The organism is Bradyrhizobium sp. CCBAU 53340, from assembly GCF_015291645.1.
GTDB lineage: Bacteria > Pseudomonadota > Alphaproteobacteria > Rhizobiales > Xanthobacteraceae > Bradyrhizobium.
This window is the reverse complement of the sequence record NZ_CP030056.1, coordinates 878,112-900,277: the sequence shown is the minus strand read 5'-3', so window position 1 is coordinate 900,277 and position 22,166 is coordinate 878,112. Positions and strand designations below refer to the sequence as shown.

18 protein-coding genes and 7 pseudogenes are annotated in these 22,166 nt (G+C 57.6%); 5 read left to right on the top strand and 20 right to left on the bottom strand.

The annotated features are described in order from the left end of the window. Window positions 1-9 precede the first annotated feature (9 nt). The 15 genes and pseudogenes from XH89_RS40770 to XH89_RS40710 form a co-directional block, all read right to left on the bottom strand. A complete protein-coding gene (locus XH89_RS40770) occupies window positions 10-1,122 on the bottom strand; it encodes an ABC transporter ATP-binding protein (RefSeq protein WP_128929765.1) in 1,113 nt (370 codons plus the stop codon). Then, entirely contained in the window at window positions 1,122-1,364 is a 243-nt protein-coding gene (locus tag XH89_RS41775) for an HAD hydrolase-like protein (protein WP_232995604.1), read from the bottom strand. The genes XH89_RS40770 and XH89_RS41775 overlap by 1 nt, the downstream gene beginning before the upstream one ends. 297 nt (window positions 1,365-1,661) lie before the next feature. Beyond that, a pseudogene (locus XH89_RS41770) lies at window positions 1,662-1,948 on the bottom strand (phosphotransferase); the annotation flags it as partial. Continuing rightward, window positions 1,941-2,573: pseudogene (locus XH89_RS40760) on the bottom strand (SDR family NAD(P)-dependent oxidoreductase); the annotation flags it as partial. The pseudogenes XH89_RS41770 and XH89_RS40760, both read right to left, overlap by 8 nt. A gap of 136 nt (window positions 2,574-2,709) precedes the next feature. After that, window positions 2,710-3,651, bottom strand: a complete 942-nt coding sequence (locus XH89_RS40755) for a ribokinase (protein WP_128929766.1) — start codon at window positions 3,649-3,651, stop codon at window positions 2,710-2,712. Continuing rightward, window positions 3,648-4,508, bottom strand: a complete 861-nt coding sequence (locus XH89_RS40750) for a carbohydrate ABC transporter permease (RefSeq protein WP_128929767.1) — start codon at window positions 4,506-4,508, stop codon at window positions 3,648-3,650. The genes XH89_RS40755 and XH89_RS40750 overlap by 4 nt, the downstream gene beginning before the upstream one ends. Window positions 4,509-4,519: 11 nt before the next feature. Beyond that, on the bottom strand, window positions 4,520-5,455 hold the full coding sequence (locus XH89_RS40745) for a carbohydrate ABC transporter permease (RefSeq protein ID WP_232995606.1): 936 nt from the start codon (window positions 5,453-5,455) through the stop codon (window positions 4,520-4,522). Between the two features lie 85 nt (window positions 5,456-5,540). After that, a pseudogene (locus tag XH89_RS40740) lies at window positions 5,541-6,836 on the bottom strand (extracellular solute-binding protein). 563 nt (window positions 6,837-7,399) lie between these two features. Continuing rightward, a pseudogene (locus tag XH89_RS41765) lies at window positions 7,400-7,641 on the bottom strand (hypothetical protein); the annotation flags it as partial. Window positions 7,642-7,654: 13 nt separating this feature from the next. After that, window positions 7,655-8,575, bottom strand: a complete 921-nt coding sequence (locus tag XH89_RS40735; RefSeq protein ID WP_245478061.1) for an ABC transporter permease — start codon at window positions 8,573-8,575, stop codon at window positions 7,655-7,657. Between the two features lie 110 nt (window positions 8,576-8,685). Continuing rightward, window positions 8,686-10,224 (bottom strand): sugar ABC transporter ATP-binding protein, encoded by a 1,539-nt coding sequence (locus XH89_RS40730; protein ID WP_164934141.1) that lies wholly within the window; start codon window positions 10,222-10,224, stop codon window positions 8,686-8,688. Window positions 10,225-10,262: 38 nt separating this feature from the next. Then, entirely contained in the window at window positions 10,263-11,354 is a 1,092-nt protein-coding gene (locus XH89_RS40725) for a substrate-binding domain-containing protein (RefSeq protein WP_128929771.1), read from the bottom strand. 94 nt (window positions 11,355-11,448) lie between these two features. Next, window positions 11,449-12,462, bottom strand: coding sequence for a sterol desaturase family protein (locus XH89_RS40720; protein ID WP_128955099.1), 1,014 nt, complete (start codon window positions 12,460-12,462; stop codon window positions 11,449-11,451). Between the two features lie 176 nt (window positions 12,463-12,638). Continuing rightward, a complete protein-coding gene (locus tag XH89_RS40715) occupies window positions 12,639-13,004 on the bottom strand; it encodes a hypothetical protein (RefSeq protein WP_128929773.1) in 366 nt (121 codons plus the stop codon). A 104-nt stretch (window positions 13,005-13,108) separates the two neighbouring features. After that, window positions 13,109-14,224 (bottom strand): annotated as a pseudogene (locus XH89_RS40710) (DDE-type integrase/transposase/recombinase); the annotation flags it as partial. A gap of 247 nt (window positions 14,225-14,471) precedes the next feature. Here XH89_RS40710 and XH89_RS40705 point away from each other — a divergent pair. The 3 genes from XH89_RS40705 to XH89_RS40695 all read left to right on the top strand — a co-directional run bounded on the left by XH89_RS40705 (window position 14,472) and on the right by XH89_RS40695 (window position 17,399). Beyond that, window positions 14,472-15,758 (top strand): NAD(P)/FAD-dependent oxidoreductase, encoded by a 1,287-nt coding sequence (locus XH89_RS40705; RefSeq protein ID WP_128929774.1) that lies wholly within the window; start codon window positions 14,472-14,474, stop codon window positions 15,756-15,758. A gap of 7 nt (window positions 15,759-15,765) precedes the next feature. Next, the gene (locus XH89_RS40700; RefSeq protein WP_128955100.1) at window positions 15,766-16,617 is read left to right on the top strand and encodes a sugar phosphate isomerase/epimerase; all 852 of its coding nucleotides are present in this window, start codon (window positions 15,766-15,768) and stop codon (window positions 16,615-16,617) included. 443 nt (window positions 16,618-17,060) lie between these two features. Continuing rightward, a complete protein-coding gene (locus XH89_RS40695; RefSeq protein ID WP_128930174.1) occupies window positions 17,061-17,399 on the top strand; it encodes a MocE family 2Fe-2S type ferredoxin in 339 nt (112 codons plus the stop codon). Here XH89_RS40695 and XH89_RS40690 read toward each other — a convergent pair. After that, window positions 17,396-18,631, bottom strand: coding sequence for an NAD(P)/FAD-dependent oxidoreductase (locus XH89_RS40690; RefSeq protein WP_232995607.1), 1,236 nt, complete (start codon window positions 18,629-18,631; stop codon window positions 17,396-17,398). The genes XH89_RS40695 and XH89_RS40690 overlap by 4 nt on opposite strands. A gap of 103 nt (window positions 18,632-18,734) precedes the next feature. Here XH89_RS40690 and XH89_RS42360 point away from each other — a divergent pair. Both XH89_RS42360 and XH89_RS40685 read left to right on the top strand, forming a co-directional pair. After that, window positions 18,735-18,812 (top strand): annotated as a pseudogene (locus tag XH89_RS42360) (LacI family DNA-binding transcriptional regulator); the annotation flags it as partial. A gap of 192 nt (window positions 18,813-19,004) precedes the next feature. Beyond that, window positions 19,005-19,697, top strand: coding sequence for a substrate-binding domain-containing protein (locus XH89_RS40685; protein WP_232995608.1), 693 nt, complete (start codon window positions 19,005-19,007; stop codon window positions 19,695-19,697). Between the two features lie 196 nt (window positions 19,698-19,893). On the opposite strand, the gene XH89_RS41760 is transcribed toward XH89_RS40685, so the two are convergent. From XH89_RS41760 to XH89_RS40675, 4 genes and pseudogenes are all read right to left on the bottom strand, one after another. Further along, a complete protein-coding gene (locus tag XH89_RS41760) occupies window positions 19,894-20,106 on the bottom strand; it encodes a hypothetical protein (RefSeq protein WP_232995609.1) in 213 nt (70 codons plus the stop codon). 132 nt (window positions 20,107-20,238) lie between these two features. After that, on the bottom strand, window positions 20,239-20,748 hold the full coding sequence (locus tag XH89_RS41755) for a hypothetical protein (protein ID WP_232995610.1): 510 nt from the start codon (window positions 20,746-20,748) through the stop codon (window positions 20,239-20,241). A 150-nt stretch (window positions 20,749-20,898) separates the two neighbouring features. Beyond that, window positions 20,899-21,216 carry a transposase DNA-binding-containing protein gene (locus XH89_RS41750; RefSeq protein WP_232995611.1) on the bottom strand — a complete coding sequence of 106 codons (318 nt, stop codon included), beginning with the start codon at window positions 21,214-21,216 and terminating at the stop codon, window positions 20,899-20,901. A gap of 624 nt (window positions 21,217-21,840) precedes the next feature. After that, window positions 21,841-22,132: pseudogene (locus XH89_RS40675) on the bottom strand (transposase); the annotation flags it as partial. Window positions 22,133-22,166 lie beyond the last annotated feature (34 nt).

The following is a 22,166-nucleotide window of genomic DNA, read 5'->3' as shown; positions in this document are numbered from 1 at the left end:
TTGCGAAAACTAGCTCCAATTTGCGGGCGCGTGCAACCGGCGCAGCGCCTTTCCGTTCGTCACGAACAGGTGGCAGTCCGCCGGCGACGCCGCAAGACGAACCTTGCCAGACCTCTTCTGTGACTCCGGCTTTGGCGCCTTTGCGACCACCGATTCCTTGCCAGCGTTTCCGTAGATGTAGGTGACGCTGCCAAGATGCTCGACGAAATCGACGTCGAGTTCGATCGCGATCTCTTTCCTCTCCGCCGCAGATGGAGAGAAGTCATCGGGGCGAATTCCGAGTGTGATCGGCTTGCCGACGAGCAATTGATCCGGCTGCACGGGGACGGAGACTGTCGCCCCGGCGTCGAGCCTGACGTCCATGCCCGCCTCGTGCGCCGCCTCGATGTGGCCGCCCAGGAAATTCATCTTGGGTGAGCCGATGAATCCGGCCACAAACCGGGATGCCGGATTGTGATAGAGATCATGCGGGCTTCCCACCTGCTCGATGTTGCCGTCCTTGAGTACGACGATCTTGTCGGCCATTGTCATGGCTTCCACCTGGTCGTGTGTCACGTAGATCATGGTATTCCCAAGCTGCTTGTGGAGCTTGGCAATCTGAACCCGCATCTGCACCCGCAATTCGGTATCAAGGTTCGACAGGGGTTCGTCGAATAGGAACACCTTGGGTTCGCGAACAATTGCGCGGCCAATCGCAACGCGCTGACGCTGGCCGCCCGAGAGTTGTCGGGGTTTTCGGTCCAGAAGATGATCGATCTGTAGCAGCGACGCAGTCTCGGCGACCCTGGTCTCGATCCCGGTCTTCGCAACCTTTGCCATTCGCAGAGGAAAGGCAAGGTTCTCGCGCACAGTCATGTGCGGATAGAGCGCGTAGCTCTGAAACACCATCCCGAGGTTTCGATCCGCCGCATCGACATCATTGACGAGCTCGTTGTCAATCAGAAGCCGGCCGCCGCTGATTCGTTCTAGTCCTCCAATCATTCGCAACAGCGTCGACTTGCCCGATCCCGAAGGTCCGACGAACACGACGAACTCGCCGTGATCGATGGTGAGATCAATGTTCCGCAGGATCTGGATTGTCCCATAGGCCTTGTTGACGCCTTCCAAACGAACATCGGCCATCACGAACTCCTCTGTCGAATCCGTTCGACCAGCGCCGCCGGGACCTCAATCTCTGCCAGGCTGGAGACGATAAAATCAGGTGGCACCAGGGATGGGTCTTCGCGGGGCGGCACGCCGGTCGTGACCAGCACCGTCGGTAGCTTCGCTCGCTTTCCGGCCTGGATATCCGTCTGGATCTGGTCGCCAATCATCAATGTGGCGTTGCGCGCCGTCCCGAGACGGGAAAGTGCCGTCTCGATCATGTGCGGCTCAGGTTTCCCGACAATCAAGGGCTTCACGCCTGTGGCAGCAGCTACAGCTGTGATCGTTGCTCCTGCTCCAGGTTCGAAACCGCCTGCGGTCGGCAGGAGGAGATCGGGGTTGGTGCCGACGAATGCGGCACCGTTCAGGATCGCTTCGACCGCAATCCGCAGCTTCTCATGCGTTATCTAGCGATCGAGGCCCATGACCACGGCATCGGGTTCGCGATCGGTCACATCGAGCCCCGCTTCGGTGATGGCCTTCACCAGCGATGGCGCGCCCACGACGAATACGCGCGTTGCATCCTTGTATGTCGCGCGAATGAGCTCGGCGGCAGTGATGGCGCTCGTGACAACGTCTTTCGGCGTGACGACAAGCCCGAAACTCGCAAGTTTGCGGAGACATCTTCGGGGGTATGGGTGGAATTGTTAGTCACGAAGCAGAACGGCAATCCTGCCGTCTGCCAAGCTCCAAATGTCTGGATAGCATCTGGTATCGCCGCGTTGCCGCGATAAACCACGCCATCGAGATCCGAAATGATACCTTTGACTTGCGGCCAGTTATGGGCCGGGGCGGTATTAGCCATTCATCAGCATCCCGCCGTTCACGTGAAGAATCTGCCCGGTCATATATGAGGCCGCGGGGCTTGCGAGAAAGACAGCAAGACCCGCGATATTCTCCGGTAGACCCACGCGTCCCAGCGGGATCCGGCCACTATGGCGGGCTTCGGTCTCCTCCCGGGGACGCCCGTGCATGGGCGTGTCGATAATGCCAGGGGCGATTGCGTTGACATTGATCTTGAGCGGCGCGCATTCGTAGGCGAGCAGCTTGGTGAGATCGTGGACGATCGCCTTGGACAAGCAGTAGTCGGCGCCGCCAGCCTGATAGTTGAAGACTGCACCTTGCGAGGACAGCGAGGAGCCGACGTTGACGATACGGCCACCTTTCGCCTTCATGAACCGGTCGACCACCAGTTTGGAGGAGCGCAGGACAGCGACTGAGTTGATCTGGATCGTGCGCTCGATCTTTTCCGAATTGCCGTTCAGGAGCGGCTCGGCAGACTTGATGCCGGCGTTATTCACCAGCACATCGAGCCGGCCGAAACGTCTGGCAATCTCATCTAGCACCCTTGCGACATCGTCCTCCCGCGCGACATCCATCGCCATTGGCAGTACGCCGTTGCCATGGGGCAGGCCAGCCAAGGTCTCCCTGAGGTTTGCGAGATTAGCATCGGTGGCAAGGACATTCGCCCCTCCCGCCCGGAATGCATTGAAACAATGGCCGACCCGATGCCTCCACCGGCTCCGGTTACGAGCACCGTTCTATCCGAAACTGAGAACTGTTCAGTCATTCCAACTCCAGGATCGTTTGTGATTGCAGAAATTCGCCAACCGCCTCGCGGCTCGGCATCGAGCTTTGAGCACCGCGGCGCGTCACGCACAGGGCTGCCACCGCGAGCGCCCTTCGTACGGCTTCCCTCAAGGGCAGGCTCTCAGCCAATGAAGCGGCGAAGGCGCCATTGAAAGCATCCCCTGCGGCCGTGGTATCCACGACCTTCACCGGGAAGGCGCGCAGAGAAAAAGATTGCTTCTTGTCGGCATAGTAAGCGCCCTGCGCGCCCAAGGTGATTAGGGCGGCAGCTGGACCGAGATCGAGAAGCTTTAAGGCCGCGCCCGCGGCTGTGTGGAAGTCGAGGACTTCGATCCCTGTGAGCTCAAAGGCTTCCGTCTGGTTCGGCGTGACGAAGTCAACGCTTGCCCACGCGGCCGGTGAAAGCCCGGGCCTGACCGGCGCCGGCTTGAAGATGAGTTCAAAACCCTTGTCCGCCTTCATCTCGAAGAGCCGATTAAGGGCCGAGATCGGCATCCCCATTTCCGCAACAACGATTGCATCGCGCGCGATGAACTCGGCCGCGCGCTCGATCATCTCGGGTGTCACGTTCAAATTCGTGCCAGGGTCTATGACGATCATGTTCGAGCCGTCGTCGCCGACCATGACCAGGGCTGAACCGGAGACCTCGCCCGCAGAGATCTGAATGGCATCTGCGCGAACGCCGGCCTGCATCAGGGACTGCAACAGCCAGTGGCCGGCATCGTCATCGCCGAGACGCGTGTAGAAATGTGGCTTGAGGCCAAGCCGGGCGGCAGCAACGGCCTGATTGGCGCCCTTGCCTCCGGGGTAACGGGTCAAGCCGCCCATCAGGCTTTCACCTGGAGTCGGCAGTCGCTCGACGTTGAAGCAGAGATCGAGATTCGTCGTTCCGAAGAACATCAATGGCCGGGTGTTCATTTTACGGCACCGAAGGTGAGGCCGCGTTCGAGGTGACGCTGGCCAATGACGATCAGGATGACGGGAATGATCATCGTCACGACGAGCCCGGCCGCCATGACGGGATAGAACTGCACGCCCGGATTGAGAAGCTTGAGCAGAGCGACCGTCACCGGCGCCTTGGTCGAGCTCAGCATTAGACCGAGGGCAAAATTGTGCCAGGCGAGCAGGAAGATGAGCAATGAGGCTCCGATCAGTCCTGGCTTCAACAGTGGCAGCACGATGTGCAGCACGACGCGAACGGGTTTGGCGCCGTCCATGGCAGCCGCCTCCTCGATGTCCTTGGGGATGTCCTCGATGTAGGAGCGGCTCAGCCAGACGATCATCGGCAGTGTGACCACCTGGTAGACCCAGATCATGCCGAGATAGGTGTCATATAGCCCGATGGTCTGGAATACGCTGAAGAGCGGGATGACGACCAGGAGAACCGGGGCAAAGCGGAATCCAAGAATGAAGAACGCAATGTCCTCTTTGAGAGGTATGTCGCGCCGCGCCAGCACGTAGCCGGCCGGCACGCCCACGAGCAGAGACACGATGACCGAGCCCAGCGCTATGACGACGCTGTTGGTGATCGGCGTCAAGAAATCGACTTTGATGGTGCCATAGCTGGTCGCCCCCGCCTGGGCGACATCAAACAGCACGCGAAAATTCTCCAGGGTCGGCGAGAACAGAAAGGTCGGTGGCCAGGTCATGACTTCGGCCTGCTGCTTCAGCGACATCATCAATATCCAGATAAGCGGAAAAGCTAGGATAAATGCGCAAACGCCCACGAGCAGGTTGAGGATCAGATTGGCGGGAGTCGAACGATTGACGCGCATGCGCGGCCTCTTCAGCTGACGCGCTGGCGAACAAAGCGCCAGAGCTTGACCATGGCGAACGTCCCGACTAGCACGATCAGCCAATTGACCACCATCAGTGCGGCGCCACGCCCAAAAGCGAGATTCTGGAACGCGGTGATGTAGGCACGTACCGAAAGAACCGAAGTGCTGTTGCCGGGCCCGCCTTGGGTTGTCCCGAAGATGATGTCGAACTGGTTGAGAGACTCGATCAGCCGAAACACCGCCGCGATCAGAATGTAGGGAGCAATCAGAGGCTGCTCGATGTGCAGAAAGGTCGCCAAGCCCTTCGCACCGTTAACGCGCGCGGCTTCTCTCACCTCTTCATTGATGCCCTGAAGGCCGGCGAAGATGATGAGTGCGAAGAAGGGCGTGTAGGTCCATACGTCGATCAGGACCAGGGAGAACATTGCGGTCACGGGATCTGAGATCCAGGCAAATCGGCCGATCCCGACAAGCGACAACAGATAATTCATGATCCCGTTTTGTGGGTCCATCATGGTCGTCCACATGAGCGCTACGCTCATCGGGGGTAGGACGAGGGGCAGGAGAATGACCGGCCGCATCACGCGGGCCAGGAAGACTTCGGTCGCGAACAGCTTGGCAAGCGCGAGACCGAAGGCTGCCTCGGCAAGGACGGCGGATCCAGAGTAGACCAGCGTCGCGCGAATGCTATTCCAGAAATCCTCTGTCTTAATCAGCGCCGCGTAATTGTTGAGGCCGATGAAGTGGACCAAGGGGCGACCGAACCTGAGGTCAGTCAACGACTGATAGACGCCGTAGAAGAACAGAAGCAGAAATCCTACAAGTATGACGATGGCTGGCGCAATTGCTGCAATGCTCCACCAGTCAAGACGCGGCTCCTCAGCGCTCTTGATCCGCCGATCCTGTGAGGAGGCAAGTTGGCTGGCCGAAGACTGCAGCGTCACGATTGCGTCGTATCCTCGAAGTTCCATATGACTACATCTCTAATTGCAAGAAGGGGCAGCGGGTCGCCGCCGCCCCCTCGGCACTTCACATGGTCGATCGGATTTCGGCCGCGAGGTCTGTCAATGTCGCCTTCACGTCAGCTCCGTTGACCATTTTCTGCATGGCAACGGCCCAGGCATTCATTGCTTCGGCAAAGCCGACGCGAGCTGTAAAGGCCAGCTTTGCCCGGTCCTGCACGCTCTTGAACGTGTCGACAAAGTTGTTGAATTCAGGCTTTGCCGCGTATTCGAGCCATGCCTTGTCAGTCCAGGTCGAGGTGCGCGGAGAGTTGACGAGCTTGCCGGCCACGGCACCGTTGAGCTTCACTTGCTTCGAAGTCGCCCATTGGATGAAGAGCCACGCAGCTCCCTTCTTTTGCGATGCCGCATTCATCGCCAAAGACCAGATCCAGATGTTGGATTCGAAGTTTTTGGCATTCGGAGCACGCAAGGGCGGCGCAAATGCTATTTTGCCTGAGGCTGGCTTGCCGGCAACGTCGTTCCAAAAGCCAAACATGTTGGAATCGATCGCCATGGCTGTGCGGCCGGAATTGATGCCTTCGACCACCTGGTACCAATTGTCGTTAGCAAAGGAGGGCGCCGCGCACTTCTTGATCATGTCCACATAGTCCTTGTGGAAAGCGATCGACTCGGGTGAGTCGAGGCCGGTGTCGAGCTTACCGTCCTTGACGGTGAAATCGTGCACCCCGTAGGACCTGGCGATCGAGATTGCGGCCGTGTGGATGCTGCTCCAGAACCGCACACCGCGGACGCCAAGGGGCGTAATCGTCGGATCGGCAGCCTTCAGCTTTTCGCATGCCGCGGACATCTCCGGCGGGGTCGTAGGGACCTTGATGCCATACTTGTCGAGGATGTCCTTCCGTTAGAACAGTTGGATATTCTCGAAGCCATGCGGAATGGCCCACACCTGCCCGCTTCCCGGCTCGATCTGGCCTTCCTTGACCTTCCAAGTCAGCGCATCTCGTAGTGCTGGGAAGAAATCCTTGTAATCGTAGCCGGCCGCCGTAAGTTTCGGATCGTTCAGATAGCGGTCGAGGGGCTCAAGCAATTGACCGGGCGCAAGATCCCAAGCCGGTTGAATGCCCGTACCGACAACGTCCCAGCTTGGTGATTTGGTGCTGAGCTGGATCGTCAACTTATTCCAATACGCATCGTCCGGATAAAGCTCCGGCGTCACCTTGATGCCGGTAAGCTTCTCGAATTCCGGCAGCTGGGCTGCAACCGCATCGGCATATGGATGAATATCGGAGGCCCAGACGATCGACTCGCCTTCGAACTGGCGCCAATTGATGTCGTCTGCCTTGGCGTGGGTAAGCGCCATGGCCGTTCCGGCCAAAAGCGTGGAGCAGATAAGGGTAGCTTTCCTAGCAAAATTTGCTGAACGGTCCGGACAAGCAGCGTACTTCCTTGGCATGATTCCCCTCCGGTGAGCTCTTTGGCCCGTAAACCTCGTGCCCCCTCCTCTTCGAGAGGCCGCAGTGTCGGCAAGGCTAGCGCCCGCTGTTCCGTCGTAAGCGGTTTTCCGAACTCTCTTTGGGTAAGATTGGGTAACGTCGAACAATCGGTAGTTCAGAAAGTGATCCGCGGATCGCGTCAGGCGTACTCAAGCCACGTTGTCTACCAATTTGCTGGACTGGCAGCAGTCATCCTCAAGGATCAATTAGCAAACTTATGACGCTGACGCCTCGTAGCTTCGGCAGTCAAACGACAGTCGATTGTCCTGGGATGTGGCGGCTCCGAAATCTCTTGTGCACGCGCCGGTTAGCGAGGTTCACAATGACCGTTCTCGAGTGCGCGATAGGGCAAAGGTTTCAATCCTCCACTGCAGTACTTCACACGGTTTTCCGTCTTCCGTACCGTTCCTCCGAATGCGCCGAGACGGCTTTAAGCTGCAAGAACCGTCATCAGGAATCTCCGGACCTCTGTCTTCAGCCGCGCGCTGTCGTTGGACAGCATCTGCGCGTAGGTGAGCAGTTAACTCGAAGCCGAGCCGGTCTCCGTTGCGCGGCGCTTCACGTCGGCTATGCTCGAAGCCACTCGGCGGGCCCCGTGTGTGCCTCCTGGATATTGGAGGAGATCTCTTGCGTAACAGCTCCTTGTTCGTCAACCGCGCACAAGATCGCCGACCAAGAACTAAGTTCAACGGCGGCGTGGGCCAAGCGTGTAACTCATCAGCAACGCGACCACGAGCAGCACTCCCTGAACGAAGCTTTGCGCGTAGTACGGGAAATTGAACATTGTCAGTCCGTTGATTAGTGTGGCGACGAAGACCGCGCCAACCAGCGTACCGACGGCATTCGCTTTGTTGGCGCCAAGCACGGCATATCCCACGAGCGCGGCGGACACGGCCTGCAGCAAGTACGCGTCGCCCACATTGACGTCGCCCCGGTTGGAGCGGGCCGCTAACATGACTCCGGCGATTGCTGCCAACGCGCCGGAGATCAGGTATGCCGCCATGCGATAACGCGCCACGCGGATGCCGGCCGCCGCGGCTGCGATCGGATTGCCCCCAACGGCGTAGAAGGCCCGCCCCCACCGCGTGTAATTGAGCAGCACAATGACGACGATGAATATCAGACCTGCGACCACGACTGACGCTGGGATACCGAACAGCCGCCCACCACCTAGCCAGCCGAATAGCGGCGAGAACTTGCCCGGAGCGACATTGCCGTTGAACGACATACCCTCCGCGATCGACTGGCCCGAGACGCCGAGCAAGGTCAACCCGTTGATGAGGAACAAGCCGGAGAGCGTTGCCACCAGATCGGGGATGCGGGCGTAGACAATGAGAAAAGTGTTGAATAGGCCGACCGCGACGCCCGCCGCCACGGCGATCAGAATCGCTGGGGCGCCACCGAGGTCGCCGATCACCATCGCCGCGGTTGCTGCCATCACCGCAAGCGACATCGACGCTCCTACGGACAGGTCGAATCCGCCGACCGTCATCGAAACCGTGGCGCCAAGCCCGATCACCGCGACCACCGAGGCCGCTTGCAGGATAAACATTGCATTGGCGAACGTGCGGAAGAACGGCTGCTGCCAGGAGAAGAACAGAATCATCAGCACCAGAACGGCCAAAAGCCCGTAGCGGTAGATGAAGACTTTCAGCTTTTCCGCGCTGCCGCGGGTGGATCCAGGCTCGGCCGGCTGCGCGAGCGAGTTTTGGATTGTCATTGAAGGGTGCCCCCACTTACGCCTTGCCGAGCTGCACCGGTCCGGCTCATGATTTCAGAAAGCTCTTCGGAGCTGAGCGCATCCGCCATAACTTCGCCCGCGATCGCTCCTTCGACCATAATGAGTACGCGGTCGGCGACCTCCACCACTTCCTCAGGGTCCGACGACGAGACTACGACCGAGTTGTACTCCGAGAAAGCCCGCAGCGCGTCCGAGATGATGCCGCGCGCTCCGATGTCGATTCCCCGGAACGGTTCGTCAAGAATTAGAAGTGACCAGCCGTGCTTGAGCCAGCGGCCGACTAACAGCTTCTGCTGATTGCCTCCCGACAGCGCCTCGATGGGGGCATCCCAGCCGGGACACTTGACGTTGTAGTCACGGATGATATCCTGGGTGAATGCCACTTCTTTATGTAGGTCGATGAAGCCATAGCGGCTGAAGAATCCCATTGCGCCGATCGAGCAATGCTTCGCCAGGCCCTCGCCAGGGAAGATCGATTGCTTCGCGCGCTCCTCCGGCACCATCGCCACGCCCCTCGTCAGCGCATCGGCTGCGTCGCGCGGCTTGAAGGGCCGATCGTTGAGCAGCATCTTGCCCGAAACCAGCGGCATAGCACCGTAAATCTGTTCCAGAAGCTCGGTCTTCCCGGCGCCAACGAGCCCGGTGATACCGATCACCTCGCCCTTGCGGAACGTCAGGTCGACGGGCACCGCATCGGGCCGCACACGCAAGCCGCGTCCGACAAACACCGGCACCTGGTCCGAGCGGCGGATGACATGTTTCGCCGACAAGATCAGATCGCCGAGAATTGATGTCGCTATCGCATTCGTATCGAGCGGTGACTGGTGCTCGGAAACGATCTGACCATTGCGCAAAACGACTGCGCGGTTGCATAGTTGCTGGCTCTCGCTCATGCGGTGCGAGACGTAAAGCACCGCGATACCGCGCCGCTTGAGGTCCGCCACCGCCTCGAACAATTTTTCCGCTTCACGCGCCGACAGCGTCGAAGTCGGCTCGTCGAGGATCAACAGCTTAGGGTTCTTCACTAGGGCGCGCGCGATCGCCACCTCCTGCCGACCGCTCGCTGACAGTTCCTCCACCGGAGCTTCCAGCGGTAGCTTGAGGCCCAACTTCTGCTGCACCTGCTGCGCGCGGTCCATGACGCTGCGGCGGTTGAGAAAGAAGGGCGAGTCGGCGGTCGAGAGATCGTCGAGCAGCAAATTTTCTGCCACTGTCATGCCGAACACCACGGCATCGTCGATGTTCTGGTGAACGGTCGCGATGCCGCAGTCACGCGCTTCGGTCGGCGAGCGGATTTCGGTCCGCTCGCCCTCGATCAGGATTTCGCCGGACGTGCGCAGGAAATTGCCGGAGAGCACTTTGATGAGCGTGGACTTGCCGGCGCCGTTGGCACCGAGCAGACCCAGCGTCTCGCCCGGCATAATCGAGAAGCTCACACCCTTTAGCGCTTGCGTGGCACCGAAGCGCTTGGTGATGTTGCGGAACTCGACGAGGGCTCTCGTTCGCTCGGACATAGGGCAACCTCCAGCGAGGCTTTCCTGCGTGGACCGATTCATTTCATCTTATCCATCCAAGGGGCCTTCGCCACGTCCGGCGTCTTCAGATCCGGAAAGACCGCACCAAGCTGTTCGATGTTCTCGACTTTGTTCGTGCGCAGCTCTTCCTGAGTGATAACCAGCGGCGGCACGCTCAGCGTGTTGCCGATGAGGTCGCCGGCAATCCTGGCCGCGGCCACCCGCAGTACGACCGAGCCGACATTGGACTGGTTGGTGGTAGCCGTGACCACCCAAGGACTGTGTGGCTTCGTCATTACCGCGATGTCGGCAGTTGAGATGTCCATGCCATAGGTCTTAACCTTGTCCGCCAGACCGAGTTCGCTGATCGCTAGCGATGCGCCTTTGGTGAACTCATCATACGGCGCGACAATCGCCTTGACGTTTGGATGGGCAGTCAGCGCTGCCTTGGCCTGATCGGCCGTCTGGGCGGCAGTGTTGGCGTTGACGACGCCGATCGTCGCTACCGTATTGACGCCAGGGTTGGCCCTCAAGAATTCCTTCCAGACTTCGTTGCGCAGATCGAGCGCCTGATAGCCTGGCACATAGACATAGATGACGTCAGCCTTTGCACCGTCGCCGCCGATATGGGCCTTCAGAGCACCAAGGATGCCGGTCATCATCAGCTTGTCGCCCTGATCAACGGTGATGACCTTGTCCGACGGCTCGACCGAAACGTAGTAGGTCACGACAGGAATATTGGCGTCAGCGGCCGCCTTGATGCCGTCGCGCAGACTATCACCAAATCCCCAACCAATGACGATGGCATCCGGCTGAGTGGCTACGGCCTGCTGCAGCATCAGCGCCTGCTTCGCATTGTCGCCGTCGGCGTTGTAGACCGTCAGCTTGACGCCGAGCTTCTTCGCTTCAGCCTCAACGCCGGCAATCCACTCCTGATACACGTCGCCAGTGTTGAGCTGGCGGACAACCGCGATCTTAACCGCGTGATTCTTAAACTTTTGCGGTACCTCGGCGTGCGCGTCCGACTTAACTCGAATCGGAGTGGGCCCGTCTGCGAACGCTACACTTGTAAGGGCGATCCCCGCGACGCCTGCGAGAAATGCGCGACGAACAATCCTTGCCACAATCATAACGTTTCCCCTTTGCTGACGTGGTGCTTGGCCGCGGAGTTCTCCGTGCGGCTTGAGTTCTTCAATAGGATTCTAGGGTACGTTGAGCACCCAGTCAGGCTCGAGCGTCCTTCTTGGCATAAGCTTCAGCACGCCGTTCCATACGAAGCTTTAGACGCTCATCGGCTTCAGGGCTGCCGTCGTGAAAGCTGCCAAACCACTTGTCTAGTGGGACCGCCCCATCAGCGTAATTCACCTCGAAAAGCTTGTGGTGAAGATAATGAGCGTAGACTCCAGATGGGACGGTGCGCTCGCCCCCCAGCTCGGTTCGATCGAAACCGGTATGGGCAATTGCTGGAGCGAGGCCCGCGCGCATCACCATGGCAAGCATATGTATTGGATGTGAATTGAAGACAGCGATCAACACGATGACAGAAAAATACAGGATGTGTTCGACCGGGTGCATCGCTAATCCCGACCAGGGAAGCACGTTCGTATTATTGTGGTGCAATGAATGAACGTACTTGTAGAGGAGACGAGTATGAAGCAGGCGGTGAACCGCGTAAAAGTGGACCTCATGAATGAATGGGACGAGTAACAGCAGGACGATGAACCATATTGGGTTGTCTGACAAGGTGATGAGAGGCACGTAGCCGTTGGCATAAAGATAAAACGCCGCGACCTGATATGCTGTAAAGACCGGAACGCCGCTCGTTATCGTCCAGAAAATATTGTCCAAAGCCTGTTTGCCGAAGACGAAAACAGTAGCTCTGGCCGTGGGCCAACGCGGGTTGTACTTAAAGCGCGTCTCCTGCCGTCGCAAAACGTAGAGCCAAGAGTGCCAGGCGCCATACCAAAGGACGACGATGGCATAGTTGAGGAGAACGAGATAAAGTACCCAGCCGATCTCGAGTGTCTTCATTTGTTCAAGAGACGGCGCAAGAAAGAGCCAATAACCGATCCCGAACACGATAAGCAGCAGGTTCCAAGGCAAAAAGTACCCTGGCAACCACTTTATCACCGCCATAGGTTTCGGAGGCAACGTGAACAACGGCCCATAACTGATGAGCTCCTTAGGCGCGTAGTGACCAAACTCGTCGCGACGGCCGAATTTAGTTTCCTCCATCATCGCTTCCTCCTGGCGCGCAATCCACCCCTATATTTTCTTCAGTATATGGCAGAGCGTTGGATGGCTCGATGGTTAGGTTGATTGAAATCCATCAAAATGTCGAGCTACGGCTTACTGCATTGTCGCCACGGCCGCTAAACGCTCGTCATTGTACGGCTCGTTTGCTCCCCTGCACGCTACGTATAGCGGTCGAGAGTATAGATTGCAGATCGGCAACTGATGCAACTTAGCGTGCTCGCTATCGAAACACCGGTACACCAGACATCACTGCCTTTCGAACCGCGATGCAGCATCTGAGCGGCCACAACGGATTGCGCCGGGCGCCACTTCGAGGTGAACGACTTCGCCGCGAACCGGTCGCTCGCGTTATTAGCAGCGAACCGTTGTACGCTGAGGGCTGCGCCACCGGCGACGAACTTTGGCGTCTTGCTCACAACGGACCACACGACCTTCACCGCCGCGGCCGAACTCTTCGCCAACTTCGACCACGGCGCCGCAATGTTCGCGTTGTGTCCGTCGTCAGATAATTTGAGACCGCTCATGCATTTCGAGAAGGGAGGCTCCGGATCATCTTGGGCTAGAGGTTAAGCTGCCTGCAGTCGATGCCGCAAGCGACGGATTGCGATGGTCTCGCGCTTGATGCGCTCAGCAAGATGCGGTTCTTCAAGGTCTGATGCCAGTGCCCTGGGTCTGGCGATGATTGGCGCACCGCGCACAGGCCGTATGTCCTTGCCCTTGAGCCAGGTGGCCAGATCATCCGCGACGTAACTTGATCCGTTGTCGCTGAGAAGCCGTGACCGCTGCTTTATATTGATGTACTCCAGGCCTGAGGCGACAAGCGCCCGGTCGAGCGTGGCCGTAACGTCGGAGGCGCACATGGTTGGGCTCATCCTCAACGCCACGATATAACGCGAGAAGTCAGCGAGCACAGTGAACAGATAATACCAGCCCCAGCCGGTGATCTTGAGGTAGGCGAAGTCAGTCTGACAGAGCTGGTTGATCGCCGTGGTCTTGTCCTTGAACTCGTTGGCCGTCTTGATCACCTCATAGGCGGGGCTGGTGATCAGGTCGTGCGCCTTCAGCAGCCGATAGACCCAGCGCCTCGGAGACTAAGTACTTTCTGTCATCGGTGAAGCGCACCGCCAGCTCGCGCGGCGACAGCTCGGGAATCTCCAGCGCCAGATCGATGATCTGACCGCGGACTTCGTCAGGAACCCGATTCCAGACCATGTCCGACTTCGAGCGATACTCAGCCAGTACCTCAACGCCAACCGCACGGTAGCGATCGTACCACCGATAAAATGCGGCTCGCGGGATGCCGAGCTTCTCGAGCGTGCGTCTGGCACGCAGATGGTGATTGCTCGACCAGCGCGATGATCTCGGCCTTCGCGAACGCAGGATACCTCATGCCTCGTCCTCCCCAGCCGCGCTCAACTCTTTTTTGTAAGCGGTTCTCCAGGGTACGATCGGCGACCACCTCCTTCAATTCGGAGGCTTCACGACGAAGATCCTTGACCTCGCCGGACGTGGCTGAGCGGGCAGTGTCGCCCCCCAAGGCGGCGTTTGCCAGCCTCAAGGAACTCCTTGGACCGGCCATAATACATCGAGGCCACACAGCTCGGAGATATTCTCCTCGTCGCGCAAATCCTTCCAACACGATACGGATATTCTTTTCCGCTGAATACTGCCGAGGTGCCTGGCGTCGGTTGTCCTTCAGCACTTGTTCTGCCGGGGCTTTGTCCGGCCCGGATTTCTGCTTCAACTTCGCTCCGTACGGCAACGATGAACCAGAAATCCTCCTTCGTGAAGTCCTGGTCTCAGAGGCGCTGACGGCGAACACGCCACACTACATGGCGTTGATCCTACGCCGGCAGGCCGCCGACTCGGGGCGCCCCGCACACGAGCGAGTCTACGAATCGTAAACATGATGGAAAAACATCAGGTTCAGAATAGCCTAAATCAGATGTCGGCGACTAACCTCCAAGCTCGCACAGTTCGGACTTGATGTGATGGCTCGAAGAATTGTCATAGTTGGTGCTGGACATGCTGGGACGAGTGCAGCTCGCGCACTACGGGAGCATGGGTGGTCCGACGAGATTGTACTCCTAACGGAGGAACGGTCCGCCCCTTATGAGCGTCCGCCTCTGTCCAAGTCAGTCCTTACTCAAGAGGAGAGCTTCAGCGGCGTAGCGGCTCTTGCCCCAGGTTGGCTTGACCAGAACGGAATCCTTTTCCGCTCTGGGGTCAGAGCGGAAGCAATCGACCGGGACGCACAGAGCGTTACACTCGCTGGAGGAGATCGTTTTCGGTATGACTACCTCCTGCTCGCGACAGGAGCAAAACCGCGTTTTCCGCAGTTGCCTGGCGTCGGCTCGAAGGGAGTGATCGCGCTGCGGTCGTTGGATCAATCCGCCGTTCTCCGAGAGAGATTGATGCCGGCACGAAGGCTTGTCGTTATCGGCGGAGGACTGATCGGATTGGAAGTCGCGGCGTCTGCCCGGGCAAGAGGTGTTGACACAACAGTTTTGGAAAAGGCACCCGCTCTGCTGTCTCGCGTGATGCCGATCTCGACGTCCGATAGAATCTTAGAACTGCATCGTTCCAACGGCACCAAGGTTTTCCTCGGAGCGGACGTGGAGGCGATCATTGGTTGCGACATGGTCGAGGGCGTGCGACTCAGATCAGGACAGGAATTCGTAGCCGACACAGTTCTGGTTGCTGTTGGCGCGGATCCCGACGTTGAATTGGCGCAGAAGGCTGGCCTTGCCACTGACGACGGCATTCTCGTCAATGAATACCTCCAAACTGCAGACTCTCGGATCTTCGCCGCCGGAGACGCAGCAAGATATCCGGCGTCGACGGGTAAAGACACGATACGATTGGAGGCATGGAAGAATGCGCTGGACCAGGGGGGCACTGCCGCGTTGAACATTTTGGGACGAAAGGTTTCCTATAGGGCAGTTCCATGGATGTGGTCTGATCAATTCGACAAAGTATTCCAAGTTGCTGGCATTCCGAACAAATCGCAGGTCGAGGTAAATCGTAGTTTAGACGATGGGGGTATAGTAACGTTTCTCCTAGACAGATTTGGCGTTCTAGAGGCCACGGCGGCGTTCGGTAGCCTATCGCAAGTAGCAAAGATCGTCCGAGTCGCGACCTCGATAATTGAGAGGCGCCTTCGCCCGTCGCCTTCCGTCCTGCAGGACCCAAGCTACGATTTGAGAAAGCTCTTGCAGTCAGATGCCGTCAACGCCCACTCAACGCATGAAGCCGCTCTCTCAGCAGTTCGAAGGTAGACACTACATGAACACCATCCTGTTCTTTCAGTCGCTTTGGGCCATGGAATTGCGAAGCGCGACGGAGCCAGAACGCGGGCTTGAGGAAAACATCCGAATGATCAAAGATGCCGGCTATGACGGCGTTAGCGCAGATTGGCGGAGCCGGGAGTACGTACGCGAGCTGCATGGCCTGTTGAAGGCGAACGGGTTGACAGCCGAAGGCCAGTGTTTTCCGAAGACCATCGATGAGCTCAAGCCAGTGCTCGAAAATGCAACGGAATTCGGTCTTCATCATCTTGAGATTCAACCAGATGTACGGCCACGTCGCTTGGATGATTGCATCCCGCTTTTAGAAGGATGGCTGCGGCTTGCCGAGGAGGTCGATTTTCCCGTCTATATAGAGACACATCGCGACCGGATGACGACCGACCTGTTCTTTACACTCGATCTACTTGAACGAATCCCCGATCTCAAGCTGCTGGGGGATATTTCGCACTTCGTTGTTGGGCGCGAGTTCTCATGGCCAATTACCGAGGAGAATAACAGCCACATCCATCAAGTTTTGGATAGGTGTTGGGCGTTCCACGGTAGGGTAGCAAGCCGCGAGCAAATACAAATCGAGATTAGCTTCCCGCAGCACCAAATGTGGCTCGACCAGTTCTTAGAGTGGTGGGGCTACGGCTTTCGGAGTTGGCGCCGGCGCGCGGCGGACGGAGAGGCATTGGCGTTTACTTGCGAGTTGGGGCCGCGGCCGTACGCGATAACCGGTCGAGATGGTGAAGATACAACGGATCGCTGGAGCGAAGCCCTGATGCTTCGAGAATGCGTCAGGAAGGCTTGGGACAAGTCTGGAGCCCACCTGGAAGACAACGCGTAGAGCACAACGACAGCGCTTGAACTCAGGAAACGTTACAGCCCACTACTGCTCCGCTGCTGAAGACTGCAAACTGTAGACTGCAGATGTAGGTGTCCAGATCAAGGCGATCGCGATTTGTTGTATCGTCGATACACGCTTCGTGTGCTGATCCAGATGGCCTCTTTCTGTTGATTTGAGCTATGAGAGCGCTGGGATCTTGGTCGACATCGGTTTGGGGGGCCCGGCCGGAAGCGGCGCATGCATACATGGTCTATTGAGAAGATCCAAAGGTGCAATGAGGTCGACGGGTACGCGGGAGAACTAGAAGTCGACCTAATGATAGCCCGACTTTGCCGCCGGATCGATCGACGAAGGGTTCGATGTCAGGTGCAAAAGTGATGGCGCCAGACGTTCAGCATATTCTAAAGAGGGAAGAGAAGTTCAACATGAGCCTAGATTTGAAGATGGTTGACGACACCGCTCGTACATGGGTGTTTGCGTGCAAGGTAGAGGATATTCGGCTTCAAGACGTTCGTCGCTGGGAGTTTGACGGGCATTCATACGCAATATTTCGCTCCCCGAAGGGCGAAATCTTCGTAACAGACGATATTTGCACTCATGAACACGCCCACCTGTCCGATGGTTATGTTGAGGGCCACACGGTGGAGTGCCCCCGTCACTCTGGACGGTTCAGCTATATGACGGGAAAGGCACTTGGCGCTCCGGTATGCATAAACCTGCGCACGTACGAGGTGAGAATCGAGGATGGAGCGGTCACCGTTTTGGTACCTCGACGGGCTTAACCCGCAACGACCTCTAACTCGGCTCCGTCAAGCGTGACAGAGTTGCAGATAGCGCGTGAAGCAATCAGCTGACGCATTTTTCTCAGCTCTCGCCCGATGAGCGCCGTGGGTCCGATGGCGGTCGCGCCGACGAGTCGTTCAAGTGCGTCGCAGTGAAGCAAGATCGCGCTTCCAGACGCTGTCGGTTTTCGCCTTGTCGACGTACCGAGATGAGGTAACCCCATTATTTGAAGGGAGAGGTCGTACTGGTCAGACCAAAAGAATGGGACTGACGGCGCCGTAACTTCTTCGCCCAGCAGTACGGCGGCTAGGATTCTTGCGTGATCCTCCGCGTTTTGCCACGACTCCAAACGTATATGCCGTTGGTAAAGTGGATGCCAGAAGGCGGCAATGTCGCCACAGGCGAATATGTTGGGATCAGAGGTACGCAGCTGCTCGTTAGTTATTACACCAATGTCGATCTCCAAGCCGGCGCCAATCGCAAGGGATATCTCAGGTTCAACACCAACGGCAACGACGGCGACACTGCAGTCAACAGCATCTCCATTGCTGAGAACAGCGCGCTTTAGGCTACCATGGCCATTGGAAACGAACCTCTCGACCATGGCCCCGTACGTCAATTGCACACCAGCGTGGAGGTGCGTCTCGGCAAGGCGATCTGCTACCAGTCGCGGCACCAAGCGAGAAAGCAGTCGGTCGGAAGCTTCGATCACTCGTGGCTGGATGCCGCGCTGTGCGGCGGCCGCCGCGACTTCGAGGCCGATAAATCCGCCACCAACGACGGCCACTCGGTTTGATGCCAGGAAGTACTTAGAAACGGTTTGAGCATCGGCGTAACTTCGAAGGCTAAAGACGCCGCGGAGCTGACTTCCTTGCACCGGAAACCCGCGAACTCGAGAGCCGGTAGCGAGAACCAATCGATCGTATCTAATCACTTTACCGTCGCTAAGTCGGATGTTTTTCCGGACGCGATCAACATCTTCAACGGCGACGCCGAGATGGGTCTCTACACGCTCCCAAACTGGGTCGTTAGGCTTCCACAACACGCAGTCATCGAGCCCGCTGGTGCCCAGGAGAACTCCTTTAGATAGCGGAGGTCGTTCGTAGGGATAGATAGGCTCGGCCCCGACGAGGGTCACGTGGACGCGATCGGGGCCGCGAGACAAGAGTTGCGCCAATCTGCCGCCGGCGTGCCCCCCTCCAACGATGACTATTCTGCATCGCTCAGTCATCAGTTATAATCCTGTGCATCCATGACATCTTGGTGCGAAGTGCGGTGTTGACCTGCGATGGGCTATCGTCAACAAACATACCGCAAAACGAAAGCCGAAGCGAATGAAACCTGGGCTGAACGAGGTAGCCAAGCTCGCTGGCGTCGGAATTGCAACGGTCGATCGCGTCCTCAATGAACGAGCTAATGTATCCCCGAAGACGGCGCTGAAAGTCATCGAAGCTGCTCGTCAGCTGGGGATCAGTCGGACTCTTCCATCGCCCCATCGTCGGCTCTTTCGAGTCAAGGTAATAATGCCTTCGCAAAGGACGCCCCTTCTGTTGCGGCTTGCCCGAGCGTTTGAAAGCCAAATCGCGCAAACTACAAAATCCCTTGTGATCGAACGCGTCCTATTCGAGGAGCGGCATGCGGAAGCGGTCCCGGGTCTGATTCGCGCGGCCAAGGCAGACGCGGTGATAGTGTACGGACCCGAGACAGATCAAATGATAGATGCGATTGCCTCGGTGACCTCATCGGGGACCCCTGTCATTACTCTCGGATCAGACCTGCCGACGACACCACGGTTGGCCTACGTCGGGATTGACCACTACGGAGCCGGACGAGCTGCGGCATTCTTCATGTCCCGGATGGTCAATCGGGGAATCTACTTAGCGGTCTGCTCCGATCTGAAATACCGAGCGGAGGCCTCTAGGATTAGTGGATTTCGAGACGGTGTGAAGGCAGAACTTTCTTCTCCGATACACGTCGAGATAATGGAGAGCGATGAGTGCCCTAAAGGAATGTCCGAGGATGCTGTCAGCGGTATCTACGTCGCGGGATCAAAAAATGGGCTTGCCCACACAGTGGCACCGTGGTTGGCCAGAGCACCAATCGTGATCGCGCACGACCTTAGCGACGAGGTCAGACAGATGATGAAGACCGGCGTCGTTGCTCTGGCGATTGATCAGAACCCGGAAGAACAAGCATCGAGGTCGGTAGCTCTTCTCTTAGCCCGCTTCGGCCTAACGGCTCACGCGCCCGAGGCCGGGATAGTATCGTTTACCGTCCACACGAAATACAACATCTAAGACTGTGCAGTATCCAGAGTCCTGCGAGGGCCGCTCTTTTTCATCGCGACCGGCGCGTTCTGCGCGCTAGCGGCAATGCTGCGTTTGGCGCGGCTGACGAGCAGCCTGCCCTCGGCCGAAAGGCGCCCGAACTCGCCGTGGGCCAAGCTTGATGGTATCCGTCCGGTGATGCTTGCGATTACCCACATTTTTTGAGTCAGAGTTTCGCTCCCGTTGCGATATCGATGAATCGCGATAATCCGCGCCATATGATCAGATTCCCTGGTGGCGGATCGTTGGCGCGGGCGAGATAGCCGCCGAGCCTGGCGATCTTGATAAGATAATGCGACAATGTCTTTCGTTGTGTGTCGACTGGATTCTTGTCTTCGACGAGCCGATCAAGCAATTGGCTTTCAGCCTTGGTCAGCACAAATCCGGTGAGGCATTTGGCGCTGAACGATTAAGCATCGTCATCCAAAAAATGCGCCAGCTCACAATGCAGAATACCGAGATCAGATTCGTCAATCGCTGAGCAGTCCGCAGTTGCGAGTCCTCCTCTGCCCTACAGCCGGATTTGAGTATCTTGTGGAAGACCTCGATCTTCCATCGCAGGGAATACCATTCGAGTTTCTCGATCGCAGCCCTGCGCCGATTGCACTGGAAGATCGGTCAGGAGTTTCCATTCAATCTTCTTTCTGTTCTTTGGCGCTCCTCTTTCATCAGCGTGGATCACTGTCATAGTCAAAGTTGGATACCGCGACTGCTTGCCGATCGGTAGCAAAGTACCGATTTTACGATACCGGATTTCAAGAACAGACTGGTCTGGATTGCCCTTGCTATCCTGGACTTCGATCCGGTGGAGGCCTTTGACCACGACCTCGTCCATTATCGTTGCAACGGTATGATCGCCATCGCCTGCCAGGCGATTGACAAAGGTCCTTACCAAGAAATGCGTTCCAACCTCTTGGGCGGCGCACAACAAGTCATAAATATCGGCCTCACGATCACCGATATGGATGCACTGCGTGGCTTCTCGAAAAGCTCCGTGGATTGTTTGAGGTTCTCCAGCCACCGAATGCTCTCCTTGGTTTCAATGGGGATCCGTGTCAGGTTGACCTCGCGCCTGAGCGCGGCGCCCCCTCTGAACTTCTTTCGGTCCAGAACTTCACGGCGCTGAGCCCCAGTGGAAGCCCCTCGAGGGTCACCGCAAAGCTCGAATGCATCAATATTCCGCATGTCGTGTACGTTTGGGTTTTCCGTCCAATCTTCGGGAGTTGCTTTTGGGGATGCGCTTAATCATCCCGATCAGATCCGGGCGCTCTCTTTGATAGGTGAACTCGGTCGTATCATGCGGGACAAGAACAGGACCTTTCGCAGCCGCGATACGTTCCCGCGTCGATTTAAAGAGACCAGACAGAATGTCGGCCTCGCTTACTCGTTCATTGGAAAAGAAACGATAGGCCGCCTTGGTATTCGCCCAGTCTTGGCAAACCATCGGAATGCTCTGGCCGATGTCTCCACCGATCTGCTTCAGTAGCATGTAAATCTCTCGCCAAGTCCAGCGTCCTGGAATTCGCAAAGCGCTGCTTCACGATCAAACCAGGTCATCGCGTCGGACGCCTCCCGATGCAAGGCTCAGCCTCACAATCTCGCGCACCTGGCGCATGATAACCCTCCTCGTCGGCATCCAATCCTCCCAGCTGCTTCCAGCCGGAGAATTGGCCCAACGATCGGGCCTCACACCATCCGAATCTGCGCGCGATCAAATCCGAATGCTGCGCGGAAAATGCTCGGAATGCTGGGCGCGATCATTTCGGAACCCTGCGCGCCATCAAGTCGGTACGGTGCGCACCATCATCTCGGAATCCGCACGCATTGTCTGGGTGGTCTTGAGCTCTCTACGAACGCAGAGATCCTGCTTTCACCTGACGCTGGCTTCGATTGCATGGCTCGGGAACAGTGATGACGAAACAGTGGATCAACATGCCGTAAGGCCTGTGCAAAAAACGGGCTTCGTGCCCGAACCATTTATTGGGAACGGCGTGCGCAGATCTCATCATGGCCTGGCTGCAACAGCAGTCCACTCACGAGAGGCCGGATACATTTATGCAACTGGAAGTGTCATTTTCGTTGTTACGAACCCTTACACGGACGGGGTGAACCATACATTTTTTGACAAAAGCTCGCGCAGTGCCGCCGCATCGAGCATCTGCTCGGCCAGCAGCTTCTTCAGCTTCGCGTTCTCTTCCTCGAGCGCTTCAGCCGCTTGGCTTCGGAGACTTCCATGCCGCCGAACTTGGCCTTCCAATTGTAGATCGTCGCCTCGGAGACCCGTGTTTGCGAGCCAGGCCTGCTGTCGTCGCTCCAGCCTCATGCTCCTTCAACACTGCGATAACCTGCTCTTCCGTGAACCTTGCCCGTCCATCTTCTGATCTGAGGCCGGCAAACTGGACCATTTTTGGCTAGAGTTTTTCGCACCGGTTCCCTGGC

Excerpts from the sequence above, each read along its gene's own strand:
- XH89_RS40770 (WP_128929765.1), bottom strand. The coding sequence starts at position 1,122 with ATGGCCGATGTTCGTTTGGAAGGCGTCAACAAGGCCTATGGGACAATC.
- XH89_RS41775 (WP_232995604.1), bottom strand. The coding sequence starts at position 1,364 with ATGATCGAGACGGCACTTTCCCGTCTCGGGACGGCGCGCAACGCCACA.
- XH89_RS40755 (WP_128929766.1), bottom strand. The coding sequence starts at position 3,651 with ATGAACACCCGGCCATTGATGTTCTTCGGAACGACGAATCTCGATCTC.
- XH89_RS40750 (WP_128929767.1), bottom strand. The coding sequence starts at position 4,508 with ATGCGCGTCAATCGTTCGACTCCCGCCAATCTGATCCTCAACCTGCTC.
- XH89_RS40735 (WP_245478061.1), bottom strand. The coding sequence starts at position 8,575 with ATGATTCTGTTCTTCTCCTGGCAGCAGCCGTTCTTCCGCACGTTCGCC.
- XH89_RS40730 (WP_164934141.1), bottom strand. The coding sequence starts at position 10,224 with ATGTCCGAGCGAACGAGAGCCCTCGTCGAGTTCCGCAACATCACCAAG.
- XH89_RS40725 (WP_128929771.1), bottom strand. The coding sequence starts at position 11,354 with ATGATTGTGGCAAGGATTGTTCGTCGCGCATTTCTCGCAGGCGTCGCG.
- XH89_RS40720 (WP_128955099.1), bottom strand. The coding sequence starts at position 12,462 with ATGATGGAGGAAACTAAATTCGGCCGTCGCGACGAGTTTGGTCACTAC.
- XH89_RS40715 (WP_128929773.1), bottom strand. The coding sequence starts at position 13,004 with ATGAGCGGTCTCAAATTATCTGACGACGGACACAACGCGAACATTGCG.
- XH89_RS40705 (WP_128929774.1), top strand. The coding sequence starts at position 14,472 with ATGGCTCGAAGAATTGTCATAGTTGGTGCTGGACATGCTGGGACGAGT.
- XH89_RS40700 (WP_128955100.1), top strand. The coding sequence starts at position 15,766 with ATGAACACCATCCTGTTCTTTCAGTCGCTTTGGGCCATGGAATTGCGA.
- XH89_RS40695 (WP_128930174.1), top strand. The coding sequence starts at position 17,061 with ATGGTTGACGACACCGCTCGTACATGGGTGTTTGCGTGCAAGGTAGAG.
- XH89_RS40690 (WP_232995607.1), bottom strand. The coding sequence starts at position 18,631 with ATGACTGAGCGATGCAGAATAGTCATCGTTGGAGGGGGGCACGCCGGC.
- XH89_RS41750 (WP_232995611.1), bottom strand. The coding sequence starts at position 21,216 with ATGCTACTGAAGCAGATCGGTGGAGACATCGGCCAGAGCATTCCGATG.